The sequence below is a fragment of the Rhizobium sp. CG5 genome (assembly GCF_023701945.1).
Taxonomy (GTDB): Bacteria; Pseudomonadota; Alphaproteobacteria; order Rhizobiales; family Rhizobiaceae; genus Allorhizobium.
The window spans coordinates 381,333-404,504 of the sequence record NZ_JABAEF010000001.1 but is presented as its reverse complement, the minus strand read 5'-3'; the positions used below and the strand labels follow the sequence as shown (position 1 = coordinate 404,504).

Here is a 23,172-nt window from a genome sequence, read left to right as displayed (position 1 = left end):
CGTCGCCTGCCCCGCTCAGTTGCCGACGCTCCGGTAAAATTCGAGGACCGCCTTCTTGAACACCCGGTCGCCGACGGCCAGCATGTGGTCGCGGTCGGGAATGTCGATGGCCGTCGCATGCGGCATCAGCGCCGCCAGCTCCTGCCCCGATCCGGCGATATCGTCCTTGGTGCCGACGGCAATCAGCGTCGGCAGATCGACCTTGGCGATATCGGCGCGGTCGACCAGAACCCGCGATGTCTGGATGCAGGCGGCCAGCGCGAAGCGGTCGCTGCGGGTCTGTTCGGCAAAGGCCCGGAACATCCGGCCGCGCTCGTGGGTCACCTCGGCAAGCGACGGCGCCAGCAGCGCCTCGGCGATCGGGTCCCAGTCGCCGACCCCGTCGCAAAGCCCAATGCCAAGCCCTCCGAATACAAGGGATCGGATCCGCTGCGGATGCTCCATCGCCATGAAGGCCGAGATGCGGGCCCCCATCGAATAGCCCATGATATGGGCGCGATCGATGCCAAGATGGGTCAAGAGGGCTGCCGCATCCGCCGCCATCAACGAGGGATGATAGGCCTCGGCATCATGCGGCCGGTCACTGGCCCCGTGGCCGCGGTTGTCGATGCCGATCACCCGGTAGCCGGCATCGCCAAGCGTCTTCAGCCAACCCGGATGGACCCAGTTGACCAAAGCCGTCGAGGCGAACCCATGGATCATCAGCACCGGCAGGCCGAGCGGGTCGCCCTCGTCGAAATAGGCCAGTTGCAGCCCGTCGTGATAAAAGAGGGAAAACGCCGGCGCTGTCAGGTTCATCAGGTCGATCCGCATGCAGAGAGAGGGAAGAGGATGCTTTGGCCGGCACAATATTGATTGATGCCCTGCGGTCAAACCCCGCACCTGACGATTTTCTGTGGGTTCATCGCCTGTTTGGCTCTACACATTTTGAAGGAAGGACGATAATGTCCGCCGCAACAATGAAGCATTCGGAGACGCACTTATGGCCGGGCATACCATTCCCCACTTCCAGAACGACGGCGGGCACCAGGTCATCGAAATCGGCGTCAAGGAGTTCATGTGCACGGGCGCATCCGCCCCGTTCGACCATCCGCACATCTTTATCGACCTTGGCCACGACACCGAGAAGGTCTGTTCCTACTGCTCGACGCTCTATCGCTACAATGCGACCCTGAAGGCCGAACAGACCAACCCGCCCGGCTGCATCTTCCACGTCAAGGCCGCCTGACACCGAAGCCATTTCGATCGGCAACATCATGTCCATCAAGTCTGCGGTGATCGTCGGGGCCGGCATGGCTGGCCTGACGGCTGCCCTATCGCTCGCCCGGCACGGCATTTCATCGCGTATTGTCGAGCAGGCGCAGCAACTCGGCGAAGTCGGCGCCGGCCTGCAGATCTCCCCCAATGCGTCGCGGATCCTGCGCCAGCTAGGGGTTTTGGAAGACCTTGAACAGCACTGGCTCGAACCGGCTGAAATCCAGCTGGTCTCCGGCGTGTCGCTGAAACCGCTCGCATCCATTCCCTCCGGCGCCTTTGCCCGCCAACGCTGGGGCGCGCCTTATGGTGTCGTCCACCGCGCCACCTTGCAGCAGTCCCTGCTGACGGCTGTGCTGCGCAATCCGCTCTGCCGGTTGGAGCTCGGGCACCGCATCGAGACATCGACCGCAGACGACCTGCTCGCCGCCATGCCGGACAGGCCCGATCTGCTGGTGGGCGCCGATGGCGCCTGGTCGGGCCTTCGCGCCCGCATTCCCGGCAGCCCGAGCGTTGCCTTTTCCGGCAATATCGCCTGGCGTTTCACCATTCCCGGCAGCACGGCACCGGCCTTTCTCGACAGGCATAGCGTCACCGCCTTTCTCGGCCCGCAGACCCATCTGGTCAGCTATCCCTTGAAGGAAATCGACGGCTTCAACATCGTGGCGATTGCCGCCGGCATCAGCCCGGGAGAAACTTTTCTAGCCGAAGGATCTGCGGCCCAGCGCGCCGGCTTGATGGCGCAATTTGCCGGTTGGAACAGGGCGATTCGCGACCTGCTCGACCTGGCCGAGCGCCCCAACCTGTGGCCGCTCTATCAGGCCAGTGCCGGCCGCTGGCAAAACGGCCGGGACACGGCGCTGATCGGCGACGCGGCCCATGCCATGATGCCCTTTTCCGCCCAGGGTGCCGCCATGGCGATCGAGGATGCCTTCGAACTTGCCGGGCTTGTCGCCACGCAGCCCCTGCCGCAAGCGCTTGCGGCTTACGAAACCATCCGGCAGGCGCGCGCCGCCCGGGTGCGCAGCCGCGGCGCCTTTAACAAATTTGCCTATCATGCCCGTGGTCCGATTCGGATCGGGCGGGATCTGGTCCTGTCGCTGCGCGCTCCCCAGAGCCTCGCCCAGGATCTGGACTGGCTCTACGGCTATCAGGCCAAGGGCTGAGTTCAGACGGCATGGCGGTAAACCCTCGTTCGAGATCGGCCTTGCTGCCCTTGCAGGCTTGCCCGACAGGCGGATTGAGACCGACGTGACCGCCCGACGGAGCCCTGCCCTTTTTCCTGTCTTCAATGGTCCCAAAGAGCCTTTTTTGGCAATGGGAGAACCCCGATTTGTGATGGCCCGCTCCGGCCAGGTCACGCCATCAAGGCGTCCGCCCGGCCGGACAGAAACGCCATCCAAAGCGCTTGCAAACGTCTTTTTTTTAATCAGAGCCGTGATCAATCCAATATTTTCTGCCTGTTTTTCAATCGCTTTTTCCGATTTTGTCCGTTTCGCCTCAATTATCGGCATCAACACTTGACCCTGCGGCCATTTCAGACTGTGATAGGTCTGCTCGCACCGGGAGGGCCGCGAGCAGACGGGTGGCCGGACTATGTCCGATATGGCCGCCGGTAAGATGGAAAAGAAAACAGATAAAAGGTTGGGAAAAATGAACAATAAGCTCCTGTCAGCCGCCCTGGGCGCTGCGGTCCTGGGATTTGGCGCATCGGCTGCATCTGCTGCCACCCTTGACGACGTGAAGGCAAAAGGCTTCGTACAATGCGGCGTGAACACCGGTCTTGCCGGCTTCGCATCGCCAGACGCCTCCGGCAACTGGACCGGTTTCGACGTTGACTATTGCAAGGCCATCGCCGCTGCAGTCTTCGCCGACGCAACCAAGGTCAAGTACACCCCGACGACCGCTCAGAGCCGTTTCACGGCTCTTCAGTCCGGCGAAGTCGACGTTCTGGTGCGTAACACCACCTGGACCATCAGCCGTGACACCGCGCTCGGCTTCAACTTCCGCACCGTCAACTACTATGACGGCCAGGGCTTCATGGTCCCGAAGAGCCTCAACGTAAAGTCGGCTCTCGAACTGTCGGGCGCTGCCGTGTGCGTACAGTCCGGCACCACGACCGAACTGAACCTTGCCGACTACTTCAAGGCCAACAACCTGCAGTACAACCCGGTCGTCTTCGAAAAGCTCGAAGAAGTGAACGCCGCCTACCAGGCTGGCCGTTGCGACGTCTACACCACCGACCAGTCGGGTCTCTATTCGATCCGCCTGACCCTGTCCAACCCGGACGAGCATATCATCCTGCCGGAAATCATCTCCAAGGAGCCGCTTGGCCCGGCCGTTCGCCAGGGCGACGACAAGTGGTTCGATATCGTGTCGTGGACGCAGTATGCCATGGTGCAGGCTGAAGAGTTCGGCATCACCCAGGCCAATGTCGACGAAATGAAGGCCTCGACCAACCCGGACATCAAGCGCTTCCTCGGCGCCGAAGCCGACAGCAAGATCGGCACCGACCTCGGCCTGACCAACGACTGGGCCTACAACATCGTCAAGGCCGTCGGCAATTACGGCGAAGTTTTCGAGCGTAACATCGGCGTCAACACGCCGCTGAAAATCGAGCGCGGCCTCAACGCGCTGTGGTCCAAGGGCGGCCTGCAATACGCACCGCCGATCCGCTAAGCATCGGTTAGACAACAAGGCGGCTTCGGCCGCCTTGTTTGTCTGAAACGTCGGAACAAAAACAAAAAGACCCAAAGTGGTCACAGGGGATAGGGCAACGCATGACAGATCATGCCATTCATGCATCGTCGCCAGGGGCATCCAGAAGCTCCCTGATATACGACCCGAAGGTGCGCAGCATCTTCTTCCAGGTTCTGACCGCCATTGTGGTCGTTCTTGCCATCTGGACGATCAGCCATAACGTCTCGACCAACCTCGCCCGCTCGAACACCGCATCGGGCTACGCTTTTCTGAACGGACGCGCCGGTTTCGATGTCGGAACCTCGCTGATCGCCTATTCCAGCGATTCGACCTACGGCCGCGCCATCATCGTCGGCCTGCTGAACACGCTTCTGGTGGCCGTGACCGGCATCATCACCGCAACGATCATCGGCTTCATCATCGGCATCGGACGCCTGTCGAAGAACTGGCTCGTCGCCAAGCTCTGCACGGTCTATGTCGAGGTCTTCCGCAACATCCCGCCGCTGCTGGTGATTTTCTTCTGGTATAGCGGCGTGCTGTCCGCACTGCCGCAGGTGCGCGATTCGCTGCATCTGCCCTTCAACACCTTCCTCAACAATCGCGGTTTCGCCTTCCCGAAACCGATCTGGGGCGAAAACAGCTGGGTCATTCCGGCCGCCCTCCTGGTCGCCATCATCGCCTCGGTTGCCATCGCCCGCTGGGCCAAGCAGCGCCAGATGAGGACCGGCCAACAGTTTCATACGGTCTGGACCGTTGCAGCCCTGGTCATCGGCCTGCCGCTCGTTGCCTTTCTGGCCGTCGGCGCACCGCTCAGCTTCGATTACCCGATTGCCGGCAAATTCAACCTGACCGGCGGATCGGTCGTCGCGCCGGAATTCGTCGCCCTCTATCTGGCGCTGTCCTTCTACACCGCCGCCTTCATCGCCGAGATCATCCGCGCCGGCATCCGCGGCGTGTCCAAGGGCCAGACGGAAGCAGCCTCGGCCCTCGGCCTTCAGCCGACGGCGACCACACGGCTGGTCGTGGTTCCGCAGGCCATGCGGATCATCATCCCGCCGCTGACCAGCCAGTATCTGAACCTCACCAAAAATTCCTCGCTGGGCGTTGCGGTCGGTTTTCCCGAACTGGTATCGACCGGCGGCACGACGATGAACCAGACGGGCCAGGCGATCGAGATCGTCTCGATCTGGCTGGTCGTCTATCTGACCATCAGTATCGCCACGTCGCTGTTCATGAACTGGTTCAATGCCAAGATGGCCCTGGTGGAGAGATAGACCATGAAAACCAAGGAAATCTCCTTCGTCAGAACCGAAATGCTGGCACCCGAGCCGGCTCCCTTGAGCAACCGCAATGTATCCGGCTGGATCAGGACCAATCTGCTCGCCACGCCCAAGGACGTCGTCCTGACGGTGATTGCTATCTTCATCCTGGCCACCTCGCTTCCCGGCGCCATCAACTGGCTGTTCATCCAGGCCGCCTGGATCGGTTCGGATCGCTCGGTCTGCGCCACGGTGGTGCAGAGCGGCGGCATCCGGCCGGAAGGCTGGAGCGGCGCCTGCTGGGCCTTCGTGGGGGATCGCTTCGAGCAGTTCATGTTCGGTCGCTATCCGCTGGATGAACGCTGGCGCGTCATGCTGGTGGCCGTCCTGTTCGTCGTGCTTCTGACGCCACTGCTGATGCCGAAACTGCCGCGCAAGGGCCTCAATGCCCTTCTGCTCTTCGTTGTCTTCCCGATCATCGCCTTCTTCCTGCTGTCGGGCGGCGTCTTCGGCCTGACCCAAGTGGAAACCCCGCTGTGGGGCGGCCTGATGGTGACGCTGATCCTGTCCTTCGTCGGGATTGCCGTGTCGCTGCCGGTCGGTATCCTGCTGGCGCTCGGTCGCCGCTCGCAAATGCCGGTGGTCAAGACGCTCTGCGTGGTGTTCATCGAGGTCATCCGCGGCGTGCCGCTGATCACCGTGCTGTTCATGGCCAATGTCATGCTGCCGCTCTTCCTGCCGACCGGCTGGACGATCGACAACTTCCTGCGCGCCCTGGTCGGCGTCGCCCTGTTTGCCTCCGCCTATATGGCCGAGGTCATCCGCGGCGGCCTGCAGGCCATCCCCAAGGGGCAGTATGAAGGGGCCGATTCGCTCGGTCTCGGCTACTGGCAGAAGACCCGGCTGATCGTGCTGCCGCAGGCCATCAAGCTGGTCATTCCCGGCATCGTCAACACCTTTATCGGCCTCTTCAAGGATACGTCCCTGGTGTCGATCATCGGCATGTTCGACCTGCTTGGCATTGTCCGCCTCAACTTCACCGATGCCAGCTGGGCGTCTCCGGTCACGCCGCTCACCGGCCTGGTCTTTGCCGGATTCGTCTTCTGGATCTTCTGCTTCAGCATGTCGCGATATTCGGGCTTCATGGAGCGCCATCTCGACACCGGCCACAAACGATAACTCAAGGGGAAAACCATGGCTGACGCCCAACCCAAGAAACTGACCGTCTCCGACACCGACGTGGCTGTCGAAATCGTCTCCATGAACAAATGGTACGGCGACTTCCACGTGCTGCGCGACATCAACCTGAAAGTCATGCGCGGCGAGCGCATCGTCATCGCCGGCCCCTCGGGTTCGGGCAAGTCGACGATGATCCGCTGCATCAACCGGCTGGAGGAACACCAGTCCGGCAATATCTTCGTCGACAATATCGAACTGACCAACGACCTGAAGAAGATCGACGAAGTGCGCCGCGAAGTCGGCATGGTGTTCCAGCACTTCAACCTCTTCCCGCACCTGACCATCCTGGAAAACTGCACACTCGCCCCGATCTGGGTGCGCAAGATGCCCAAGAAGCAGGCCGAAGAGATCGCCATGCACTTCCTGAAGCGCGTCAAGATCCCCGAGCAAGCCAACAAATATCCGGGCCAGCTGTCGGGCGGCCAGCAGCAGCGCGTGGCGATTGCCCGCTCGCTCTGCATGAACCCGAAGATCATGCTGTTCGACGAGCCGACTTCGGCGCTCGATCCGGAAATGATCAAGGAAGTGCTCGACACCATGGTCGGCCTTGCCGAAGAAGGCATGACCATGCTCTGCGTCACCCACGAGATGGGCTTTGCCCGCCAGGTGGCCAACCGGGTCATCTTCATGGACCAGGGCCAGATCGTCGAACAGAATTCGCCCGCCGAATTCTTCGACAATCCGCAGCATGAACGCACAAAGCTGTTCCTGAGCCAGATCCTGCACTGACCTGTTGCAGTGCGGCTTTGCCGCTTTGACCATCAGCCCGCCCGGCTCCTGCCGCGGCGGGTTTTTTCGTGGAGATGATAGGTATCGATCAGCACCACGGCCGCGGCTTGCCCAGTCTCGGATGGGCGAGCCCTTCCGAGACCAGCATGGCGCCCAGCGAACGGCCGCCGCGCGTCACGACCCGTTGCGACGCATCGCCCTGGCCTTTCAGAACCGTCAATTCAAAGGCACCGGCATTGAGCAGATCGCGCAGCCGCACCTTGGCGGCAAAGCCGAGGTCGCGCTCCTGCTGGCATTTGGCCCGCTCCGTCTCTGGCGCCACGATATCGGCAAGCTCGATCCGGGTCTTCTGGTGCCAGAACGTGTCGCCGTCGACCACGCAATTGTCGAGCCCCGACGTGCCGCAGAAATAGAATTTGGCGGTATAACCGCGACCGAGCGGCGGCGTATCAACCGGGCGGCCGTCCGGCACAGGTGGCCGCGGCTGATCAGGCCCAATTGCCGCTGGCGGCACGGGTGACTTATCCGCGACGGCCGGATCCTTGGCCCGCGGCGGCGTTGGCTTGACAGGCGACGGCGCTGTCGCGGGCTTGGCGGGCCGCTCCGCCGATCGCTCGGTCACCCGGCTGCGTACCGGCTCTTTCCGGTCGCCAGACGGCAGGTGCTGCGCGACAAGGGCCGCGACATCGGCGCGGTTCTCGTACATCGCAATACCGCCCGCCACCACGACCAGCGCCGCCAGCCAGGGCCACAGCCCGGCGCCGCCGGTCTTCGCAGGTGTCGGTTTGCGGCGCTTGCGCGGCCGTCTTTTCGCTGTGGCGGATGAGGACATGGAGAAACCCTTTTCGGACCCCTCCATTATCACCGCCAAAGGGTTTCCGAAAGGTTGGCACGGCCTGTGGATAATCGACGCCGATGGCAGGGCCGAACGGGACCCGAGGGAGAGCCACGCAAAGTGGCTTTCTATCAGTTGTAGGTAATGGTCACGACGACGGTGTCGCTATATTGGCCGGGTGCTGCGGATTGCGGTTCGACCCGGCCATAGACCGGCAGGGATTCCACGGAGCCGGCTCCCGTGCCTGCGACCAGGTCGGTGCTGGCCGAGCCCCACGGCGTGCTGTGGCTGGCGTCGGAATAAAGTCCATAGGCGATGGTATCGCTGCCCGATTGCATCAGGCGCTGTTCCGGATTGGTGGCACCGGTCAGCCCGCCGTCCATGGAGACGGAGTAGCTGGTGCCCGGCGTACAGGTGACATCCACGCCGCCGGTTGCCGTCACCTCCTGGTCGATGATGCCATGGGTGCCGAAATCGATGTCCTCGATCTCGATCAGGCAATTGGCATCCACCCTGGCCTCCACGGTAAAGTCTGCCTGGGTCAAGGTTCCACTGGTGGGTGCGGCACAATCCAGCGAACTGCCTTCCGCATAGTAGAAGGACGCATTGGAACCACTGAAGGACGACAGGTAGGAGCCGGTCGAGGCGGATGTCTGCCCGCCGCTGACAGCGCCATAGACCGTCACACTGCCGCTGGCCGTGCCGTCGGATGCCGAAAGCTGGATGGTCTTCGGTTGCCCGAGCGTCGTATCATTGTAGCTCCCCCAGGATGCGCCGTGGCCGCTATCGCCATAGAGCTGGTAGTCGAGTTCGTCCGCACCCGACAGCATATGCCGGACATTGCCGGAGGCGCCGCCGCTCCCGGCACCTAAATTGCCGCACACCGTCACCACCGTCTCGGAGGTATCGACGTCATCGCAACTAATCGTGACCTGCGCGGTGCCGTCGGCACTCGATCCCGCCAGCGTATCGACATTGCCGAAGTTCAGCGCATCGATGCTGGCGCTGCAACTGGCAGCGGCCGCCGTGGTGATCGTCGCCCCCTGGACGACCGACAGCAATGCAGCCAGCATGACGGCGGCTCTGAGGAGTTTAAGGCTGACATATCGCATCGCGAATACTCACTTGTTTGCCGGGATCGGCTTTGTATCGGAATGTCGCGACGCAGACGCTGCCATCGCGCAGGGTGATGCTGGCATGATTGACGGCCACAAGGTTTTCGACCAGCGCCTGGCCGTCGTAGCCGATGATGAACGGCTCCGCTTGCGCTGCCATCTTGCCGATGGCCCCCATCTGCACCGGCTCGCCGTTCGGCATGGTAAAACTCACCAGCGCGGCATTGGCATCGGTATCCACGTCGAACTTGACGACAACGCCGGACCGGTCGGCCGGCATGACCACGTCGCGGGTATTGTTGACCACCGCATCAAGCGGCAGATTGGTCGGATCGATCGAGATACGGTTGCTCTCATAGGAGCGAAGGCGCGGCAGCAGCAGCTTGCCGGCGCTGTTCGTCACGCCGACCGGGCGGTTTTCATATTGCACTTCGACACCAGGCGCACCGGCATCGACAACGGCAAAGGCGTCGTGGATCTGGTTGGAAACGAACACCCCGCCTCCCGAGGCGACCACGGCGCCATCCATGTTGATCGTTGCACGGTTTGAATCGTCGCGCACATCGACCCGCGCCGTGACATTGGCGGCGGGCGTCCGGTAGCTTGCCGAAGCCGAGGTCAGCGCATCGTCGGACTGCTGCCGCGCCACGCTCCAGCCATAGTCGCCGATCTGCTGGCCCTGCGAATGGGTTACCCGCTCGGTGATGGAGAGATCGCCATCCTGGTTGGAAACCGAGGTTGTCGCCGTCTCCTTGGCGCCGATGGGAATGATCAGGCTGGCATAGAGCCCAAATCCCTGATCCTCGAAATCCTTGATGGCGGAGACCGAGAACGTGCTGCCATTGAAGACCGGGCGGTTGTAGGAGATGCCGAGAATGCGGCTTTCATCCCCGTCGGTATATTCGTAATGGGTATAGCTGAAGTTGATATTGGACTCGTCGAACCTCAACGGCACCGAGGCGGAGATCTGTTCGAGCGCCCGCGGCGGATCGGAAGACCTCGACAGGCTCTGGGAGCCGGCCTCCTGATCATCCGCCGTGATGGAGGCGATATCCTGATAATTGCCGAAACTGCGCTGCAGCCGGGCATTAAGATGGACGCCCCAGAAATCCCGCTCCAGCGACAGGCCCAATTGCCTGCCCGGCTCGCCTGTGCTGAGGCTGCCGGCGGCAGATATCGACACGACGCCGAGCAAGCGCGAGGCAAACACCGCGCCGAAGCCGCCGTTCAACAGATCTTCGCCGCCCTCGGCATGGCCCTCCAGGGTCATCCATCGGGTGATGCCGGACCGCGCCGTTGCCGAGGCATAGGGTCGCTGATCGTAGTCGTTCGAACTCACGCCGTAGTTCAGCCGCGCGAACCCGACTTCGGCCGAGAAATCCTGCAGGCCGGGCGACAGCAGTTTATTGGAGGCGATGAAGTCGGATTCGGTGGTGACTTCATTTCCTTGTGCGTCGGTCACCACGACACGGGCAGTGCCCGTGCCATCGACGATCGGTAGGTTGGTGACTTCGAAAGGACCGGAATCGACCTGGCTCGTGAAGCGTCGCGCATTGTCGAGATAGACGTCGACCGTCGAGGGAACCGCAGCGCTGCCGGACATCGAGGGCACCGGAAACGTCACCAGATCCGAGCGCAGGTCGAAATTGCGTTGTATCTGCACGCCACCGAGGCGGCTGGAGCGCGTCCAGCCCAGTCCGCCGGTAATGATATCCCCGGCATTATACGTGATCATCGACGACTCGTCGGAATAGCTCCAGGTGCTTTCGAGCCGGGTGGAATCATAATACCAACTGTCGGATGTGCTGGCGATGAAGCTGTTGGTGACCACGCCCATTGGCCCGAAGGCCCGCGCCTCGAACGTACCGCTGACACCGGAAACGGCGTAACGTTCGTCGCTGCCGGAATTATCCACGGTGCCCCGCAGAGAATAATTCATCAGCGCCCCATAGGAGGACTGGGCTTGCAGCCGTGCCTGCTTCTTGTCGGCACCGCGCTTCGGCGCCTTTGCGTCGACAATCCGCGGCGCGCGCTGGCCGTCACCGGCGGTAAAGGCAATACTCTGGTTGAGTTCATCATAGACGTAACGCACCGACGCCAGACGGTCGATCCGAATATGGCCATTGGCCATCTTGGCATTCGCCTGCGGCAGGATCCCGACATTGCGCAGTTGGGTAGCCTCGATGCTAAGGGTGCCGTCAGCATCCTGATGGAAGGCCGCGACAAGTTCGGTTTGGACCCCGTTGACCGATACGGCGAGAAAGAGATCGAGCCCGGTCGCCGTGGCAGCCGGGGCCTGATCCGCCACGATGGCGGGATCCGGGGATTGTGTCCCTGATCCCGCCACTGCGCCAAGCGGCCAGGCGAGCATGGCAAGCGCACCGATGACCAGCGCACGGCCGATTGGTCTTGTCACAGGACGCCCTATTCGGAGAAGCGAACGGGGATCGAGTGCCGGATCATCACATTGACCTGACCTGGGACTTTCTTGCTGGGATCAGGCAGTTCGTCGATCACAAGCCGGTAGGCTTCGGTACCGCTGACCGGTGTTTTGCTGACGCGCACGACCCGGATGAGGTTTTCGGTCCCCGGGGCGAGCTTGGTGATCGGCGGGCTGGCCACCACATCCTGGGTCGGATCGAGCCTCTCCTTGCCATTGACTTTGGTCCAGCGGAAAATCCGAACCTGGACACTGGTCGCTGTACGCGCTTCGTTCCACAGCCGCACGGTGGAGGCCGAGGCTCCCATTTTCAGGTCGAGCCCGATCGGTGAAACACGCAGCGTAGCTGCGTCAGCGGTACCCACCGACAGGCACACGGCCAGGCCTGCAGCAATAAGGCGCAAGTAGGTCATAGTGTTATCCTCGTCGTTGGTCGCTTAGAGACCGGTGCCGTAGCTGATCGTCGCAACCACGGTATCCTGGTAGGTACCGGTGGCTACGTTCTGGCCCGAATCGACCCGTCCATAAACGGTGATGACTTCATCGGCACCGGTTGCAGTGTCGCTGTCGACCGTGTTGGTACCGGCGGTATTGCCCCACAAGGTGGCACGACCGGCATCCTGGTAGAGCGAGTAGGTCGCCGTGTCGGCGATGGTCACCGTGTTGGTCAGCAAACGGGCAGCCGTTGTGGCACCATCACCAGCACCGTCGCTAAGCGAGATCTGGTAGGCCGAGCCAGAGGTGCACTGCACCGTGAGGTCTGCCTCAGCATCGATATTGGTGTCGATGATGCCAACTGTGCCGAAGGCCAGCGCTTCGGTTGCAATCGTGCATTCAGCGGCAACGGTCATCGACACGGCCATGTCGCCCGTCTGTGTTTGGGAGAATGCAGTGGTGGAGGAGAGCAGGAGAGCGACGGCAGCTGTCGCGGCTGGGATGGTAAGCTTCATCATGAAGATCCTCGAATGAGCGCAATTCATCTGCGCAGGGGTATATATCGGCGTTTTCGCCACCCCTCTTTTCGGCCTCAGACATTAACAAAGTGTTAAAAATCGTTTATTTCTGATTAATTCCAAATATACATTTTACTAAAAAACGATCTCATTATTTTAATACATAATATATTCCTCAATATACAATATATAAACATCCACGATCTAAATGCCTACGCTTTACAAGGCCATACAGCGACAACATATACACAGATCAAAAATAATTTTATTAAATGAACCCCGGTTCCACCCAGTATGAAATGGAAACCTGCGGATCAGGGCTGATACTATCATCCCCCGTTCCTGCATCCGAAACGGCAGCTCAGGCGTCGCAGTACCGAACTGTAGATTGGATCGGTCAACGGCGACGTTTTCCCAATGCGCGTCGCGAATAGGATGCTTCAGCGTCAAATCCAAAGCGCCGCTAATCGCAGCAGAACCGCGTTCAACGCATTTCGATTGCAACCGGCTCTTTGAGACAGGTTGCAATACATTGTATTGCCCGTGAGTATACCAGCGGATTTCAACCGTGGAAAATTGCGCTTAAATGAACAATGGCAGCGCTTCCGTTTCAGAACGGAGCCCATTTGACGAAGCGAGTAGGGCTTTTTACACGAACTGATTCGCGGCACAAGGCCTCGGCGTCCCCGTCGAGGCCATATGGGCCTGACAAGCCTATCGTAAAAAGCTGCAAACCAGCGGCGCAAAAGCGCCGTTCACAGGCGACCGGACCGCCGAGGATTAATGCGTCAACGAGAAGGCAGAAGAGAAGAATGGCGACCCCTGCAGGAATCGAACCTGCGACAACCTGCTTAGAAGGCAGGTGCTCTATCCAGCTGAGCTAAGGGGCCCTGTCCGGTATCAGCCGAACAAACCGAGCCGCGGACCCAGACGCTGATCAGCGTCAGTGAGTCCAGGGCTGAATCCGGTTGAAGCGGAAATTGTCGGTATAAGACACAACCTGTCGGTTGGCTTCCTTGGGAAGGATCACCCGGTACTCGATCCCGTTGCGCGTCGCATAGGCCTCGGCCTGCTCCAGCGTTTCAAACGTCAGCTTGAGCTGCTGGCGGGTATCGGCCGAGCCGGTATAACCCATGATCGGTTCGATTTTGCGGGGAGCTGCCTGATCGAATTCCAGCAGCCAGATATGGGTTTTTGCCTTGCCGGACTGCATGGCGGTCTTGGCGGGGCGATAGATCTTGGCAGACATTCCCATAAAGCTCCCTATCGACAGGATCAGAGAGCCGCCTCTCTTAATCCCTCATGATCGCAGTCATTTTTCTGCAGGCGGAAAAACCGCCTTGCCGAATGGTCGGAGTGGAGAGATTCGAACTCCCGACCCTCTGGTCCCAAACCAGATGCGCTACCAGGCTGCGCTACACTCCGCTACGGCAATCATGAGCGGAGATACACGGTTCATCCCTTGGCCGCAACAGCAAAATCCGCTTTTCTCGAACCCATGCACATTAAGCCTGAAAGCGCTCATCGAGCGTCGCCAAGCCCTTCGACGACCTGGTCTCCCGCTGCAATCCCCAGCGCTTCGGCCCGGCCACCGTTGATTTCCAGCACGAACCGGACGACGCCGCCGGAGGCAATGATGTTTTCCGAAAACGGTGTGGTGCGCGATTCGACGCGGATCACCAGGCCCGTGTCGTCGATGAACAGCATGTCGAGCGGCAGCGGCGTGTTCTTCATCCACATCATCACGGTGCGGGGCGTGCCGAAGTCGAACAGCATGCCGCGGTCGGCGCCAAGCTCGGTGCGGTGCATCAGGCCGACTTCGCGCTCGGCCGGCGTGATGGCGCGTTCGACCGTGAACGCGTGGCGCGAACCGGACGCCGTCAGGATCGTCAGTTGGCCAGTGTCAAATTGCAGTGCCTGCGCCAGGGCAAAGCTCGGCAGAAGCAAAAAAAGCGCCATGACGGCGCTCTTCAACCAGGTCTCTAGCGCCCTCATCTCAGTGCGCCAGACTTGCAGGACCGGGATTGTCCGGATGGATCTCAGCCGCCATCAGGCCCTTGTCGCCATTGCCGAACCGCACCAGCACGGTCTGGCCGGGGCGAAGCTCTGTGAGGCCGAAACGCCGCAGCGTTTCCATATGGATAAAGATATCTTCGGTGCCCTCGCCGCGCGTCAGGAAGCCAAAGCCCTTGGTGCGATTGAACCATTTGACCAGGACGCGCTCAAGGCCGCTCGACGGCGTCACCTGCACATGGGTGCGAACGGGCGGCATCTGCGAGGGATGAACGGCCGTCGACTGGTCCATCGACAGAATGCGGAACGCCTGGTAGCCGCGTTCGCGCCGCTGCACCAGGGCAACGATGCGCGTGCCCTCGAGAATGGTCTGAAAACCGTCGCGCCGCAGGCAGGTCACATGCAACAGAACGTCCTGCATGCCGTTGTCGGGAACGATGAAACCGAAGCCCTTGGCCACGTCGAACCATTTGACAACGCCGGTGATTTCGATGAGATCGACCGGTTCGTTGGCCAACTCGTCGAAATCAAGAATTTCCTTCGATGAAATCCTGTCCGCCATCTTCTACCCGCCCCTCGATTACGCGACACATTGTGACAGTTAACTGATTCTTGATGAACAGATTAACATTCCGGCAACGGTTCCGCGCAAGCCCTAGTTTAAAATATACCCAGATGCTTTTCTGAAGCTCTTGCCTTGCTCCAGGCTGAAGCCTGACCCATATCGAAACAAACAAACAGGAGATGAACTATGCGATATCTGCACACGATGGTCAGGGTGAAAGATCTGGATGCGTCGCTGCGATTTTATTGCGAACTTTTCGGCCTGGCCGAGGTTCGTCGCATCGAAAACGACAAGGGACGCTTCACGCTGATCTTCCTGGCCGCAGCAGAAGACATGGAGGCCGCCCACACGGACAAGGCGCCCTGCCTCGAACTGACCTACAACTGGGATCCGGAAGACTATACCGGCGGTCGCAATTTCGGGCATTTGGCTTATGAGGTCGACGATATCTATGCCACCTGCGCGAAACTGATGGAAAACGGCGTCACCATCAACCGCCCGCCCCGCGACGGCCACATGGCCTTCGTGCGCTCGCCGGACGGTATCTCGATCGAAATTCTCCAGAAGGGCGAGAGCCTGGCTCCGGCAGAACCCTGGACGTCCATGGCCAATACCGGCGCCTGGTAGGCGATCCGGCCTCGCGCAAGATTGTTCCGTCATTCTGACGCCCAGAAAACGCTCTGGGCGTTGGAATGGACGTCCGGCCTGCGGCGGTGGCGAGTGCCCTTGTGAAAGGGTTCTCGCAGCTAGGGACCCGGACCTTGGAAAGTTTGCGCGATGCGGTCAGCCATGGGACATCGGAAAGCGGTCAGAGAGATCAGCCTTGCCGCCTGCGTCGCCCTGTCGGCGCTCCTTCTTGGCGGCTGTGCCACCACATCGAAGGAAAGCGCCGCCATCGGCGACGCCGACCTGCCGATTGTCCCCGTCGATCCGGCCGAGAACCAGACCAAGGCCAAGGGTGCCCAGGGTGCCAAGACCGGATATGTCGACCCCATGGTCGCATCTGCCTATGAGCCGACCCCCGAATGGTCCGGCAACACCGACGCCGCAGCAGCCCCGGACGCGTCACCGCAAAATGACATGGCAGCGCTAATCGTCCAGCCGACCGGGATCCATGCCGGCAATTCCAGCATTTTTTCGACCAATCCCCCGCAATACGGTGCCGATCCGGCCGCCGAGCTTGAGGGGCAGCCGCCGGTCGCCGAAGCCGCGGTCGCCAGCCTGGTGCCCCAGGACATGCCGGTGCGCGGCGGCATCAATCCCGCCTTTGCCAGCGTCTTCAGTCTGCCGCCCGGCGCGGCCATTCAGGAAGAACCGGCCGACAAGCCAGTTCACAGGAGACCGGTGGAGCCTGAACCGCCTGCCCTAAGCGCAGCCGTCGACGCAAAGGCAGAACAGCCGACGGCGGCGACCGAGCCGGTGCCGGCCGAGCCCGTCCTGGCGCCGGGCGTCAAGAAAAAGAAAGGCTCCGTGCTGCGCCGCCTGCACCGACGCAACGCCGCATCCGAGACGGCCGCCAGCCGCTAGCCGAAGCCGCAAAGCCAGCACATTCTGCATCATGGGTCGCCAGAGAGTGCGGTCGCCGGCTGAACCGTGATCCGCGCCCAACAGCCTGATTCGCCTTGGAAAATTGTGCCGATCCAGCGCTTGTTCACAGCTGTCATTTTTTTGATAAAAAACCGAAATTGACGCTTGCCGGATCGGAACGGTCTGACTATAAGGGCGCCACGGAGCGCACGCGCCCTTCGTCTATCGGTTAGGACACCAGATTTTCATTCTGGGAAGAGGGGTTCGACTCCCCTAGGGCGTGCCACTCCTTCTCCCCCATTTTGTGCATAGCAGATTGCGCTGTGAAACCGGCTTCGACAAAGCTGATTGCAGGGATTTTCTGCCTGTTTCGGGACGGTCCCGTGCCCTGCATTTCGGGCTCACTCACGCTGCAAAGTTTTTCAAAATCCCAGTGGAAAAACAGCAAGATTCCGCTTGCGGCTTTCAGAGCCCCTGACTATAAGGGCGCCACGGAGCGCACGCGCCCTTCGTCTATCGGTTAGGACACCAGATTTTCATTCTGGGAAGAGGGGTTCGACTCCCCTAGGGCGTGCCACTCCTTCTCCTCCTGAACATTCGGGCTCTACTGAACAATCCGGCTCCGTCGGATGCTGCGGGAATTGCGGCTGCAGGGCCTTTCCGTGTCCGCGCAGCCGAAAGACAAACCCGGTTCGGGCTAGAGCAGAAACGTCTCCCGTAGTATTGGCCAAGAGCAGGCACGCTAATCTGCAGCCGCCGGCATGGCAAGCCACCAGAATACAACGCATTGCGACAGGCAAGACTCGCTAAAGCGCCGGTGCCGCGTCGATGATACGGATCTGGATGCGCCGGGTGCCCTGCCAGTGATCGGCGCTCAAAGAACCGGCGACATGCACCTGGCTGCCGCGGCCATTCAGCAGCAGATCGCCGAGCGGCGTATCGGCGGCACGGAAAGAAATCCCTTCCAGCCGCGTGCCATCCGGTGCCTCCAGGGTCACCTTGACATGATTGGTGCCGATCGGCCGCGCATCGCGGATGCGGTGCGCCGGAACCGCAAAGATCGGCTGCGGATGGCCCGAGCCGAACGGGCCGGCCGTCTCGATCTGGTCGACAAGCGCGAGCGTTGCGCCAGAGGCACTCAGGGCACCGTCGATCTTCAAGGACCGATTGGCGGCCAGCGCCATGACGGCGGTCTGTGACGCCTCGTCGAAAAACGCCCTGAGCAGACCGAGTTTGGCCCGCTCCACGGTCAGGCCCGCCGCCATGGCGTGGCCGCCGCCCTTGACCAGCAGGCCGGCATCGACGGCGGCCCGCACCATGCGGCCGATATCGAATCCGGCGATCGATCGGCCGGAGCCGCTGCCCTTGCCGTTTAGATCAAAGGCGATGGCAAAGGCCGGGCGCTGGAATTTCTCCTTCAATCTCGCGGCCAGCAGCCCGACAATGCCCGGATGCCAGTTTTCCCGTGCCGTGACGATGACCGATGCCGTCTCGGCATTGCCATATTCGGCCAGCGCCTCGGCCTCCGCTTCGGCCAGCATCACCACTTCCAGGGCCTGCCGCTGGCGATTGAGATCGTCCAGCTGCACGGCAATCGTCTCGGCCTCGCTGCCGTCATCCAGCGTCAGCAAACGGCTGCCCAGCGCCGCATCGCCGATCCGCCCGCCGGCATTGATACGCGGCCCGACCAGGAACCCGAAATGATAGGGCGTCACCGGTCCGCCGATACCCGCCACTTTCAACAATGCGGCAAGGCCGGCATTGTTCATGTGGCGGGCGGCCACCAGCCCCTTGACCACATAGGCGCGGTTAAGCCCTTTCAGCGGCACCACGTCGCAGATCGTCGCCAGCGCAACCAGATCGAGCCAGGCCAGAAGATCGAGCGAGCGGGCCTGCGGATGACCCTTTTCGCGCAGCAGCCTGAGCGTTGCGACCAGCACCATGAAGACCACGCCGGCGGCACACAGATGCCCCTGCCCCGACAGATCGTCCTCCCGGTTCGGATTGACAAGCGCATGACAGACCGGCATTTCGTGGCCCATCTGGTGATGGTCGATCACCACGACATCGATTTTTTGCGTTGCCGCTTCCGCCAGCGCCTCATGGCTCGTCGAGCCGCAATCGACGGTGACGATCAGCCCGGCACCACGATCGATCAACTGGCCGATCGCGGCCGCATTGGGTCCATAGCCTTCGAAAATCCGGTCGGGAATGTAGATTTCCGCAGTCACCCCGAAATGGACGAGAAACCGGTAGAGCAGCGCCGAAGACGCCGCCCCGTCGACATCGTAGTCGCCGAAGATCGCCACCCGCTCGCCATTCCGGATGGCGCGCTCGAGCCGTGCGGCGGCCTTGTCGCAATCGGTAAGAGACGACGGATCCGGCATCAGGCTGCGGATCGTCGGATCGAGAAATGCGGGCGCCTCGTCAACGCCGACACCCCGCCCCGCCAGCACCCGCGCCACCAGTTCGGGCAGGCCGTGCTGCTGCGCCATGGCCAGTGCACGGTTCTGCGCCGCCTGATCGGGACGCGATACCCAGCGCTGGCCGGTCGCGGAACGCTCGACGCCGAGAAATGCGCGGGGTACGGGATCAACAGGTTCTGCCATGTCCACTCGCCAATGCTGTCTGTCGACGTCTTCTACAGGCTGGCAGAAAAATGACCAGCCCGCAAAGCAACGGACATCATCAGCACGCCCTCACCGGCGGGCCGCGGCACTCAACCGACAGGATCTAGAGAATGATGGCGGCAAGGACAGCGAAGGCGGGAACCAGCACCGAGGCGAACACCAGGATCACGGACCAGTTCCTGGTCCCTTCGAAATCGTCATCCTCGGACGATCGGGTGGCAGATGGAATGGGCTCGATGGAAGACCAAGGCCCGACGAATCGGTCGCCCAACAGCGGATAGGACGCGCCACCCGGCGCAGGCTTGCTTTGATGAAACATGAAAAGGCTCCTCCCCAGGACCTTGAATGAACCTTTCGTATATCTCAGATTCGTCAGGTACGCGAGAGGCGACTGACCTTTTTTGACACAGTTTTCCTGAAACGCGAGCGTTTAGAGTCTTGCGGGGCAGAGCATGATATTGCCGAATACTGTGATCGAGCGCTTGCCGCGCTCGATCAAGGGGCCAGAGACTTTGTCACGAACGGGACCATGCCGGTCCTATTGCCGCTTGCTGGTCACGCGGTCTTCGGCCGTTCGATGCGGATGACCTGCGGCTCGCCGACCAGATAGCCCTCGCCCTTGATGGCTGCCACGGCCTTGCGTACCGAGGATTCCATCGTCGCGTGGGTGACGAGAATGATGGTCTGCGGCGCGTCCTTGCCGACCGGCTGCTTGGAATGCTGCACGATCGATTCCAGCGAAATGCCATTCTCGGCCATGGAGGTGGCGATGCTGGCAAAGACGCCCGTGCGGTCCTGCACCGTCAGGCGGATGAAGTAACCGCCCTCATGGCTCTGCATCTCGGCCTGGCGATAAGGCTCGAGCAGATGGGCCGGACGACCGAGCACCGGCACCTGCTGGGCGCCCGGCCGGCTCTTGGCGATATCGGTAATGTCGCCGAGCACCGCCGACGCCGTGGCATTGCCGCCGGCGCCGGGGCCGACCATCAGCAATTCGCCGAGGATATCGGATTCCAGCGCCACGGCATTGGTCACGCCGTCAACCTGGGCAATCACCGAATCAAGCGGCACCATGGTCGGATGCACGCGCTGTTCGATGCCGGTCTCGGTGCGCTGGGCGACGCCGAGCAGCTTGATCCGGTAGCCAAGATCGGCGGCGGCATGAATATCGTCGATCGAGATATTGCGGATGCCTTCCAGATAGATCTGGTCGGCGGCAATCTCGCTGCCGAACGCCAGCGTCGTCAGGATGGCGAGCTTATGGGCGGTGTCATTGCCCTCGATATCGAAGGTCGGGTCCGCTTCGGCATAGCCGAGGCGCTGCGCCTCTTTCAGGCAGGCCACGAAGCTCAAGCCTTCCTTCTCCATCCGCGTCAGGATGTAGTTGCAGGTGCCGTTCATGATGCCGTAGACGCGCGAAAAACCATTGCCCGTCAGGGATTCGCGAAGCGTCTTGATGACAGGAATACCGCCGGCGACCGCGGCTTCATAGTTGAGCAGCAGCCCTTTTTCTTCCGCCATGCGCGCCAGTTCGACGCCGTGTTTTGCCAGCAGCGCCTTGTTGGCGGTCACGACATGCAGACCACGGCTCAGTGCGGCGCGAACCGAGGCGTCGGCTGCCCCTTCCGCACCGCCGACCAGTTCCACGAAAACGTCGATATCGGCGGATGTCGCCAGTTCGCTCGGCTCGTCGAACCAGGTGACGCCGGCAAGGTCGATGCCGCGGTCCTTGTCGCGATTGCGCGCCGAAACGGCAACGACCCGGATCGGCCGGCCGCAGGCGACAGCCAGCGCTTCACCGCGCGTTTGCAGAATACGAACCAGTGAGGCACCAACAGTCCCCAGACCCGCAATGCCAATTCGAAGGGCATCAGCCATGTGTCATTCCCGAATATCAGATGGAAGAGTGAAGGCGGCCGCGAACGGGCCGCCCGAAAAATCAACGATGGGCGTTGAGCGACACCACGTTATGCATCGTATCGTCGGCCGTCGACAGGAACTTCTTGATGCTGCGGGCGGCCTGGCGGATGCGATGCTCGTTCTCGACCAGCGCCAGGCGCACGTAATCGTCGCCCATCTCGCCAAAGCCGATGCCCGGCGCGACAGCCACATCGGCCTTCTCGACCAGCAGCTTGGAGAATTCCAGGCTGCCGAGATGGCGGAACTTTTCCGGGATTTTCGCCCAGGCAAACATGGTGGCGGCCGGCGGTGGCACCTCGAAACCGGCCTTGCCAAAACTCTCGACCATCACGTCGCGGCGGCGCTTGTAGATCGAGCGCACTTCGGCGATGTCGCTGCCGTCGCCGTTCAGCGCAAAGCTCGCGGCCACCTGGATCGGCGTGAAAGCGCCGTAGTCGAGGTAGGATTTGACCCGCGTCAGCGCCGAAATCAGCCGCTCGTTGCCGACGGCAAAGCCCATGCGCCAGCCCGGCATCGAGAAGGTCTTCGACATCGAGGTAAACTCGACCGCCACATCCATGGCGCCTTGTACCTCGAGAACCGATGGTGGCGGCGCGCCATCAAAGTAGATTTCCGAATAGGCCAGATCCGAGAGCACGATAATGTCGTGCTTCTTGGCAAACGCAATGACGTCCTTGTAGAAGTCGAGCGAGGCCACCTGCGCCGTCGGGTTCGACGGATAGTTGAGAATGAGCGCAATCGGCTTGGGGATCGAGTGGCGCACCGCCCGCTCCAGCGGCGGAAAGAAGGTTTCGTCCGGCTCGACGGAAATCGAGCGGATCACGCCGCCGGTCATCAGGAAGCCGAAGGCATGGATCGGATAGGTCGGATTGGGGCAAAGGATCACGTCGCCGGGCGCGGTGATCGCCTGCGCCATGTTGGCAAAGCCTTCCTTGGAGCCGAGCGTCGCCACGACCTGCGTGTCGGGGTTCAGCTTCACGCCGAAGCGGCGCGCGTAATAGGCGGCCTGGGCGCGGCGCAGACCGGGAATGCCCTTGGACGACGAATAGCGATGGGTGCGCGGATCCTGGACCACTTCGCAAAGCTTGTCGACGATGGCCTGCGGGGTCGGCAGGTCGGGGTTGCCCATGCCAAGATCGATAATGTCGGCGCCACCGGCTCGCGCGCTGGCCTTCAAACGGTTGACCTGTTCGAAGACATAGGGCGGCAAGCGCCGGACTTTATGAAATTCTTCCATCTTCATCCCCGTAAAACCGCAAAGGGCCTTGGCTGCGGTCGGCGAGTTCGTTGCTCGGCTTTAAGCGATCGTCCCGTAACGAACTGCGGAACCGTGACGACCGATACTAACCCATTCTGGACTTATACGGTAATTTTTTGACCGAGGGTCGCAAACAGGCCGAAGCAGGACAGAACGTGCCCATTCTCGATTTTTGCTTTGCGTCCAAACTTCAGCAAAGGCAAGCGCTATTTGGCAATCTGGGCCTGTGCATCGGCGCCGTGCTCGAGCGCAAGCTTGCGCAATTCGGCCAGCCGGCGCTGATACTCGGCCTCCGACACGGCGCCCGCCCGCCGCGCCGCGCCAAGTGCTGTCATGCGCTGTTGCAGACTGGCGGCATCTTCATTGCTCATCTGGGTATTGGCCGCCGTCAACGGCTGCGAAAAGTCCGGATAACCACCCGGCGTGGGCGCCGGCCGTGTCGAGACATCGCCATCCTCGGGCACGGTCACGGTCAGACTATCCGCCTGTCGTGTGCCAGGCGAGTGCGACGTGGTACAACCGGCGGCCATCAAAAGTGCTGCAACCGCTGCACCCGACACCAGCAACCGCATCCCCATCATCGCAGCTTCCTTCACGGCAATCGTCCCAATGTTCCTGCATAGCCCCCAGACGCCCGTCGGCAGATGTGCGAGACGGGACAGGGCTTTCGTATCGCTGGAACTTGTAGTCGTTTTCATGCAGGATGCGCAATTGTAAAAGAAGACTATAAGAAGC

General features: G+C 61.4%; 23 protein-coding genes and 4 tRNA genes. 11 read left to right on the top strand and 16 right to left on the bottom strand.

What is annotated here, in order from left to right; all coding sequences use genetic code 11:
• Positions 1–15 precede the first annotated feature (15 nt).
• A complete protein-coding gene (locus HGO38_RS02000; protein ID WP_250954238.1) occupies positions 16–798 on the bottom strand; it encodes an alpha/beta fold hydrolase in 783 nt (260 codons plus the stop codon).
• Between the two features lie 184 nt (positions 799–982).
• On the opposite strand from HGO38_RS02000, the gene HGO38_RS01995 reads away from it, so the two are divergent.
• The 7 genes from HGO38_RS01995 (at position 983) to HGO38_RS01965 (ending at position 7,181) form a co-directional block, all read left to right on the top strand.
• The gene (locus HGO38_RS01995; protein WP_250954237.1) at positions 983–1,228 is read left to right on the top strand and encodes a zinc-finger domain-containing protein; all 246 of its coding nucleotides are present in this window, start codon (positions 983–985) and stop codon (positions 1,226–1,228) included.
• A 28-nt stretch (positions 1,229–1,256) separates the two neighbouring features.
• Positions 1,257–2,420 (top strand): FAD-dependent monooxygenase, encoded by a 1,164-nt coding sequence (locus HGO38_RS01990; protein ID WP_250954236.1) that lies wholly within the window; start codon positions 1,257–1,259, stop codon positions 2,418–2,420.
• Positions 2,421–2,505: 85 nt separating this feature from the next.
• The gene (locus HGO38_RS01985; RefSeq protein WP_250954235.1) at positions 2,506–2,778 is read left to right on the top strand and encodes a hypothetical protein; all 273 of its coding nucleotides are present in this window, start codon (positions 2,506–2,508) and stop codon (positions 2,776–2,778) included.
• A gap of 129 nt (positions 2,779–2,907) precedes the next feature.
• Positions 2,908–3,933, top strand: coding sequence for an amino acid ABC transporter substrate-binding protein (locus tag HGO38_RS01980; RefSeq protein WP_250954234.1), 1,026 nt, complete (start codon positions 2,908–2,910; stop codon positions 3,931–3,933).
• Positions 3,934–4,034: 101 nt separating this feature from the next.
• Complete coding sequence (locus HGO38_RS01975) at positions 4,035–5,228, top strand: amino acid ABC transporter permease (RefSeq protein WP_250954233.1); 1,194 nt, start codon at positions 4,035–4,037, stop codon at positions 5,226–5,228.
• A 3-nt stretch (positions 5,229–5,231) separates the two neighbouring features.
• A complete protein-coding gene (locus HGO38_RS01970) occupies positions 5,232–6,392 on the top strand; it encodes an amino acid ABC transporter permease (protein WP_250954232.1) in 1,161 nt (386 codons plus the stop codon).
• Positions 6,393–6,407: 15 nt separating this feature from the next.
• Positions 6,408–7,181: an amino acid ABC transporter ATP-binding protein gene (locus HGO38_RS01965; RefSeq protein ID WP_250954231.1), complete on the top strand. Its 774-nt coding sequence runs from the start codon at positions 6,408–6,410 to the stop codon at positions 7,179–7,181.
• 88 nt (positions 7,182–7,269) lie between these two features.
• Here HGO38_RS01965 and HGO38_RS01960 read toward each other — a convergent pair whose 3' ends face one another.
• From HGO38_RS01960 to HGO38_RS01915, 10 genes are all read right to left on the bottom strand, one after another.
• Positions 7,270–8,013 carry a thermonuclease family protein gene (locus HGO38_RS01960; RefSeq protein WP_250954230.1) on the bottom strand — a complete coding sequence of 248 codons (744 nt, stop codon included), beginning with the start codon at positions 8,011–8,013 and terminating at the stop codon, positions 7,270–7,272.
• 134 nt (positions 8,014–8,147) lie between these two features.
• Positions 8,148–9,089, bottom strand: coding sequence for a Csu type fimbrial protein (locus tag HGO38_RS01955; protein WP_250954229.1), 942 nt, complete (start codon positions 9,087–9,089; stop codon positions 8,148–8,150).
• 19 nt (positions 9,090–9,108) lie between these two features.
• Positions 9,109–11,547, bottom strand: a complete 2,439-nt coding sequence (locus HGO38_RS01950) for a fimbria/pilus outer membrane usher protein (protein WP_250954228.1) — start codon at positions 11,545–11,547, stop codon at positions 9,109–9,111.
• Positions 11,548–11,555: 8 nt separating this feature from the next.
• On the bottom strand, positions 11,556–11,984 hold the full coding sequence (locus HGO38_RS01945) for a fimbrial biogenesis chaperone (protein ID WP_250954227.1): 429 nt from the start codon (positions 11,982–11,984) through the stop codon (positions 11,556–11,558).
• A gap of 24 nt (positions 11,985–12,008) precedes the next feature.
• Complete coding sequence (locus HGO38_RS01940) at positions 12,009–12,521, bottom strand: Csu type fimbrial protein (protein WP_250954226.1); 513 nt, start codon at positions 12,519–12,521, stop codon at positions 12,009–12,011.
• Between the two features lie 816 nt (positions 12,522–13,337).
• Positions 13,338–13,414: transfer RNA gene (locus HGO38_RS01935), tRNA-Arg, on the bottom strand.
• Positions 13,415–13,467: 53 nt separating this feature from the next.
• On the bottom strand, positions 13,468–13,773 hold the full coding sequence (locus HGO38_RS01930; protein ID WP_250954225.1) for an ETC complex I subunit: 306 nt from the start codon (positions 13,771–13,773) through the stop codon (positions 13,468–13,470).
• Positions 13,774–13,872: 99 nt separating this feature from the next.
• Positions 13,873–13,949 (bottom strand) — tRNA-Pro (locus HGO38_RS01925).
• Between the two features lie 96 nt (positions 13,950–14,045).
• Positions 14,046–14,483, bottom strand: coding sequence for a DUF192 domain-containing protein (locus tag HGO38_RS01920; protein WP_250954224.1), 438 nt, complete (start codon positions 14,481–14,483; stop codon positions 14,046–14,048).
• Positions 14,484–14,520: 37 nt separating this feature from the next.
• A complete protein-coding gene (locus HGO38_RS01915) occupies positions 14,521–15,099 on the bottom strand; it encodes a cold-shock protein (protein WP_250954223.1) in 579 nt (192 codons plus the stop codon).
• Between the two features lie 189 nt (positions 15,100–15,288).
• On the opposite strand from HGO38_RS01915, the gene gloA reads away from it, so the two are divergent.
• From gloA to HGO38_RS01895, 4 genes are all read left to right on the top strand, one after another.
• Positions 15,289–15,729, top strand: coding sequence for a lactoylglutathione lyase (gloA, locus tag HGO38_RS01910; protein ID WP_250954222.1), 441 nt, complete (start codon positions 15,289–15,291; stop codon positions 15,727–15,729).
• A gap of 162 nt (positions 15,730–15,891) precedes the next feature.
• Positions 15,892–16,629: a hypothetical protein gene (locus HGO38_RS01905; protein WP_250954221.1), complete on the top strand. Its 738-nt coding sequence runs from the start codon at positions 15,892–15,894 to the stop codon at positions 16,627–16,629.
• A 211-nt stretch (positions 16,630–16,840) separates the two neighbouring features.
• A tRNA-Glu gene (locus HGO38_RS01900) sits at positions 16,841–16,915 on the top strand.
• Between the two features lie 216 nt (positions 16,916–17,131).
• Positions 17,132–17,206, top strand: a tRNA-Glu gene (locus HGO38_RS01895).
• A gap of 229 nt (positions 17,207–17,435) precedes the next feature.
• On the opposite strand, the gene recJ is transcribed toward HGO38_RS01895, so the two are convergent.
• From recJ to HGO38_RS01870, 5 genes are all read right to left on the bottom strand, one after another.
• Complete coding sequence (gene recJ, locus HGO38_RS01890; protein ID WP_250954220.1) at positions 17,436–19,238, bottom strand: single-stranded-DNA-specific exonuclease RecJ; 1,803 nt, start codon at positions 19,236–19,238, stop codon at positions 17,436–17,438.
• 124 nt (positions 19,239–19,362) lie between these two features.
• Positions 19,363–19,578 carry a hypothetical protein gene (locus tag HGO38_RS01885; RefSeq protein WP_250954219.1) on the bottom strand — a complete coding sequence of 72 codons (216 nt, stop codon included), beginning with the start codon at positions 19,576–19,578 and terminating at the stop codon, positions 19,363–19,365.
• Positions 19,579–19,814: 236 nt separating this feature from the next.
• Positions 19,815–21,137, bottom strand: a complete 1,323-nt coding sequence (locus tag HGO38_RS01880; protein WP_250954218.1) for a homoserine dehydrogenase — start codon at positions 21,135–21,137, stop codon at positions 19,815–19,817.
• 61 nt (positions 21,138–21,198) lie between these two features.
• The gene (locus tag HGO38_RS01875) at positions 21,199–22,416 is read right to left on the bottom strand and encodes an LL-diaminopimelate aminotransferase (RefSeq protein WP_250954217.1); all 1,218 of its coding nucleotides are present in this window, start codon (positions 22,414–22,416) and stop codon (positions 21,199–21,201) included.
• Positions 22,417–22,643: 227 nt separating this feature from the next.
• A complete protein-coding gene (locus HGO38_RS01870) occupies positions 22,644–23,135 on the bottom strand; it encodes an SHOCT domain-containing protein (protein ID WP_250954216.1) in 492 nt (163 codons plus the stop codon).
• Between the last annotated feature and the right edge of the window lie 37 nt (positions 23,136–23,172).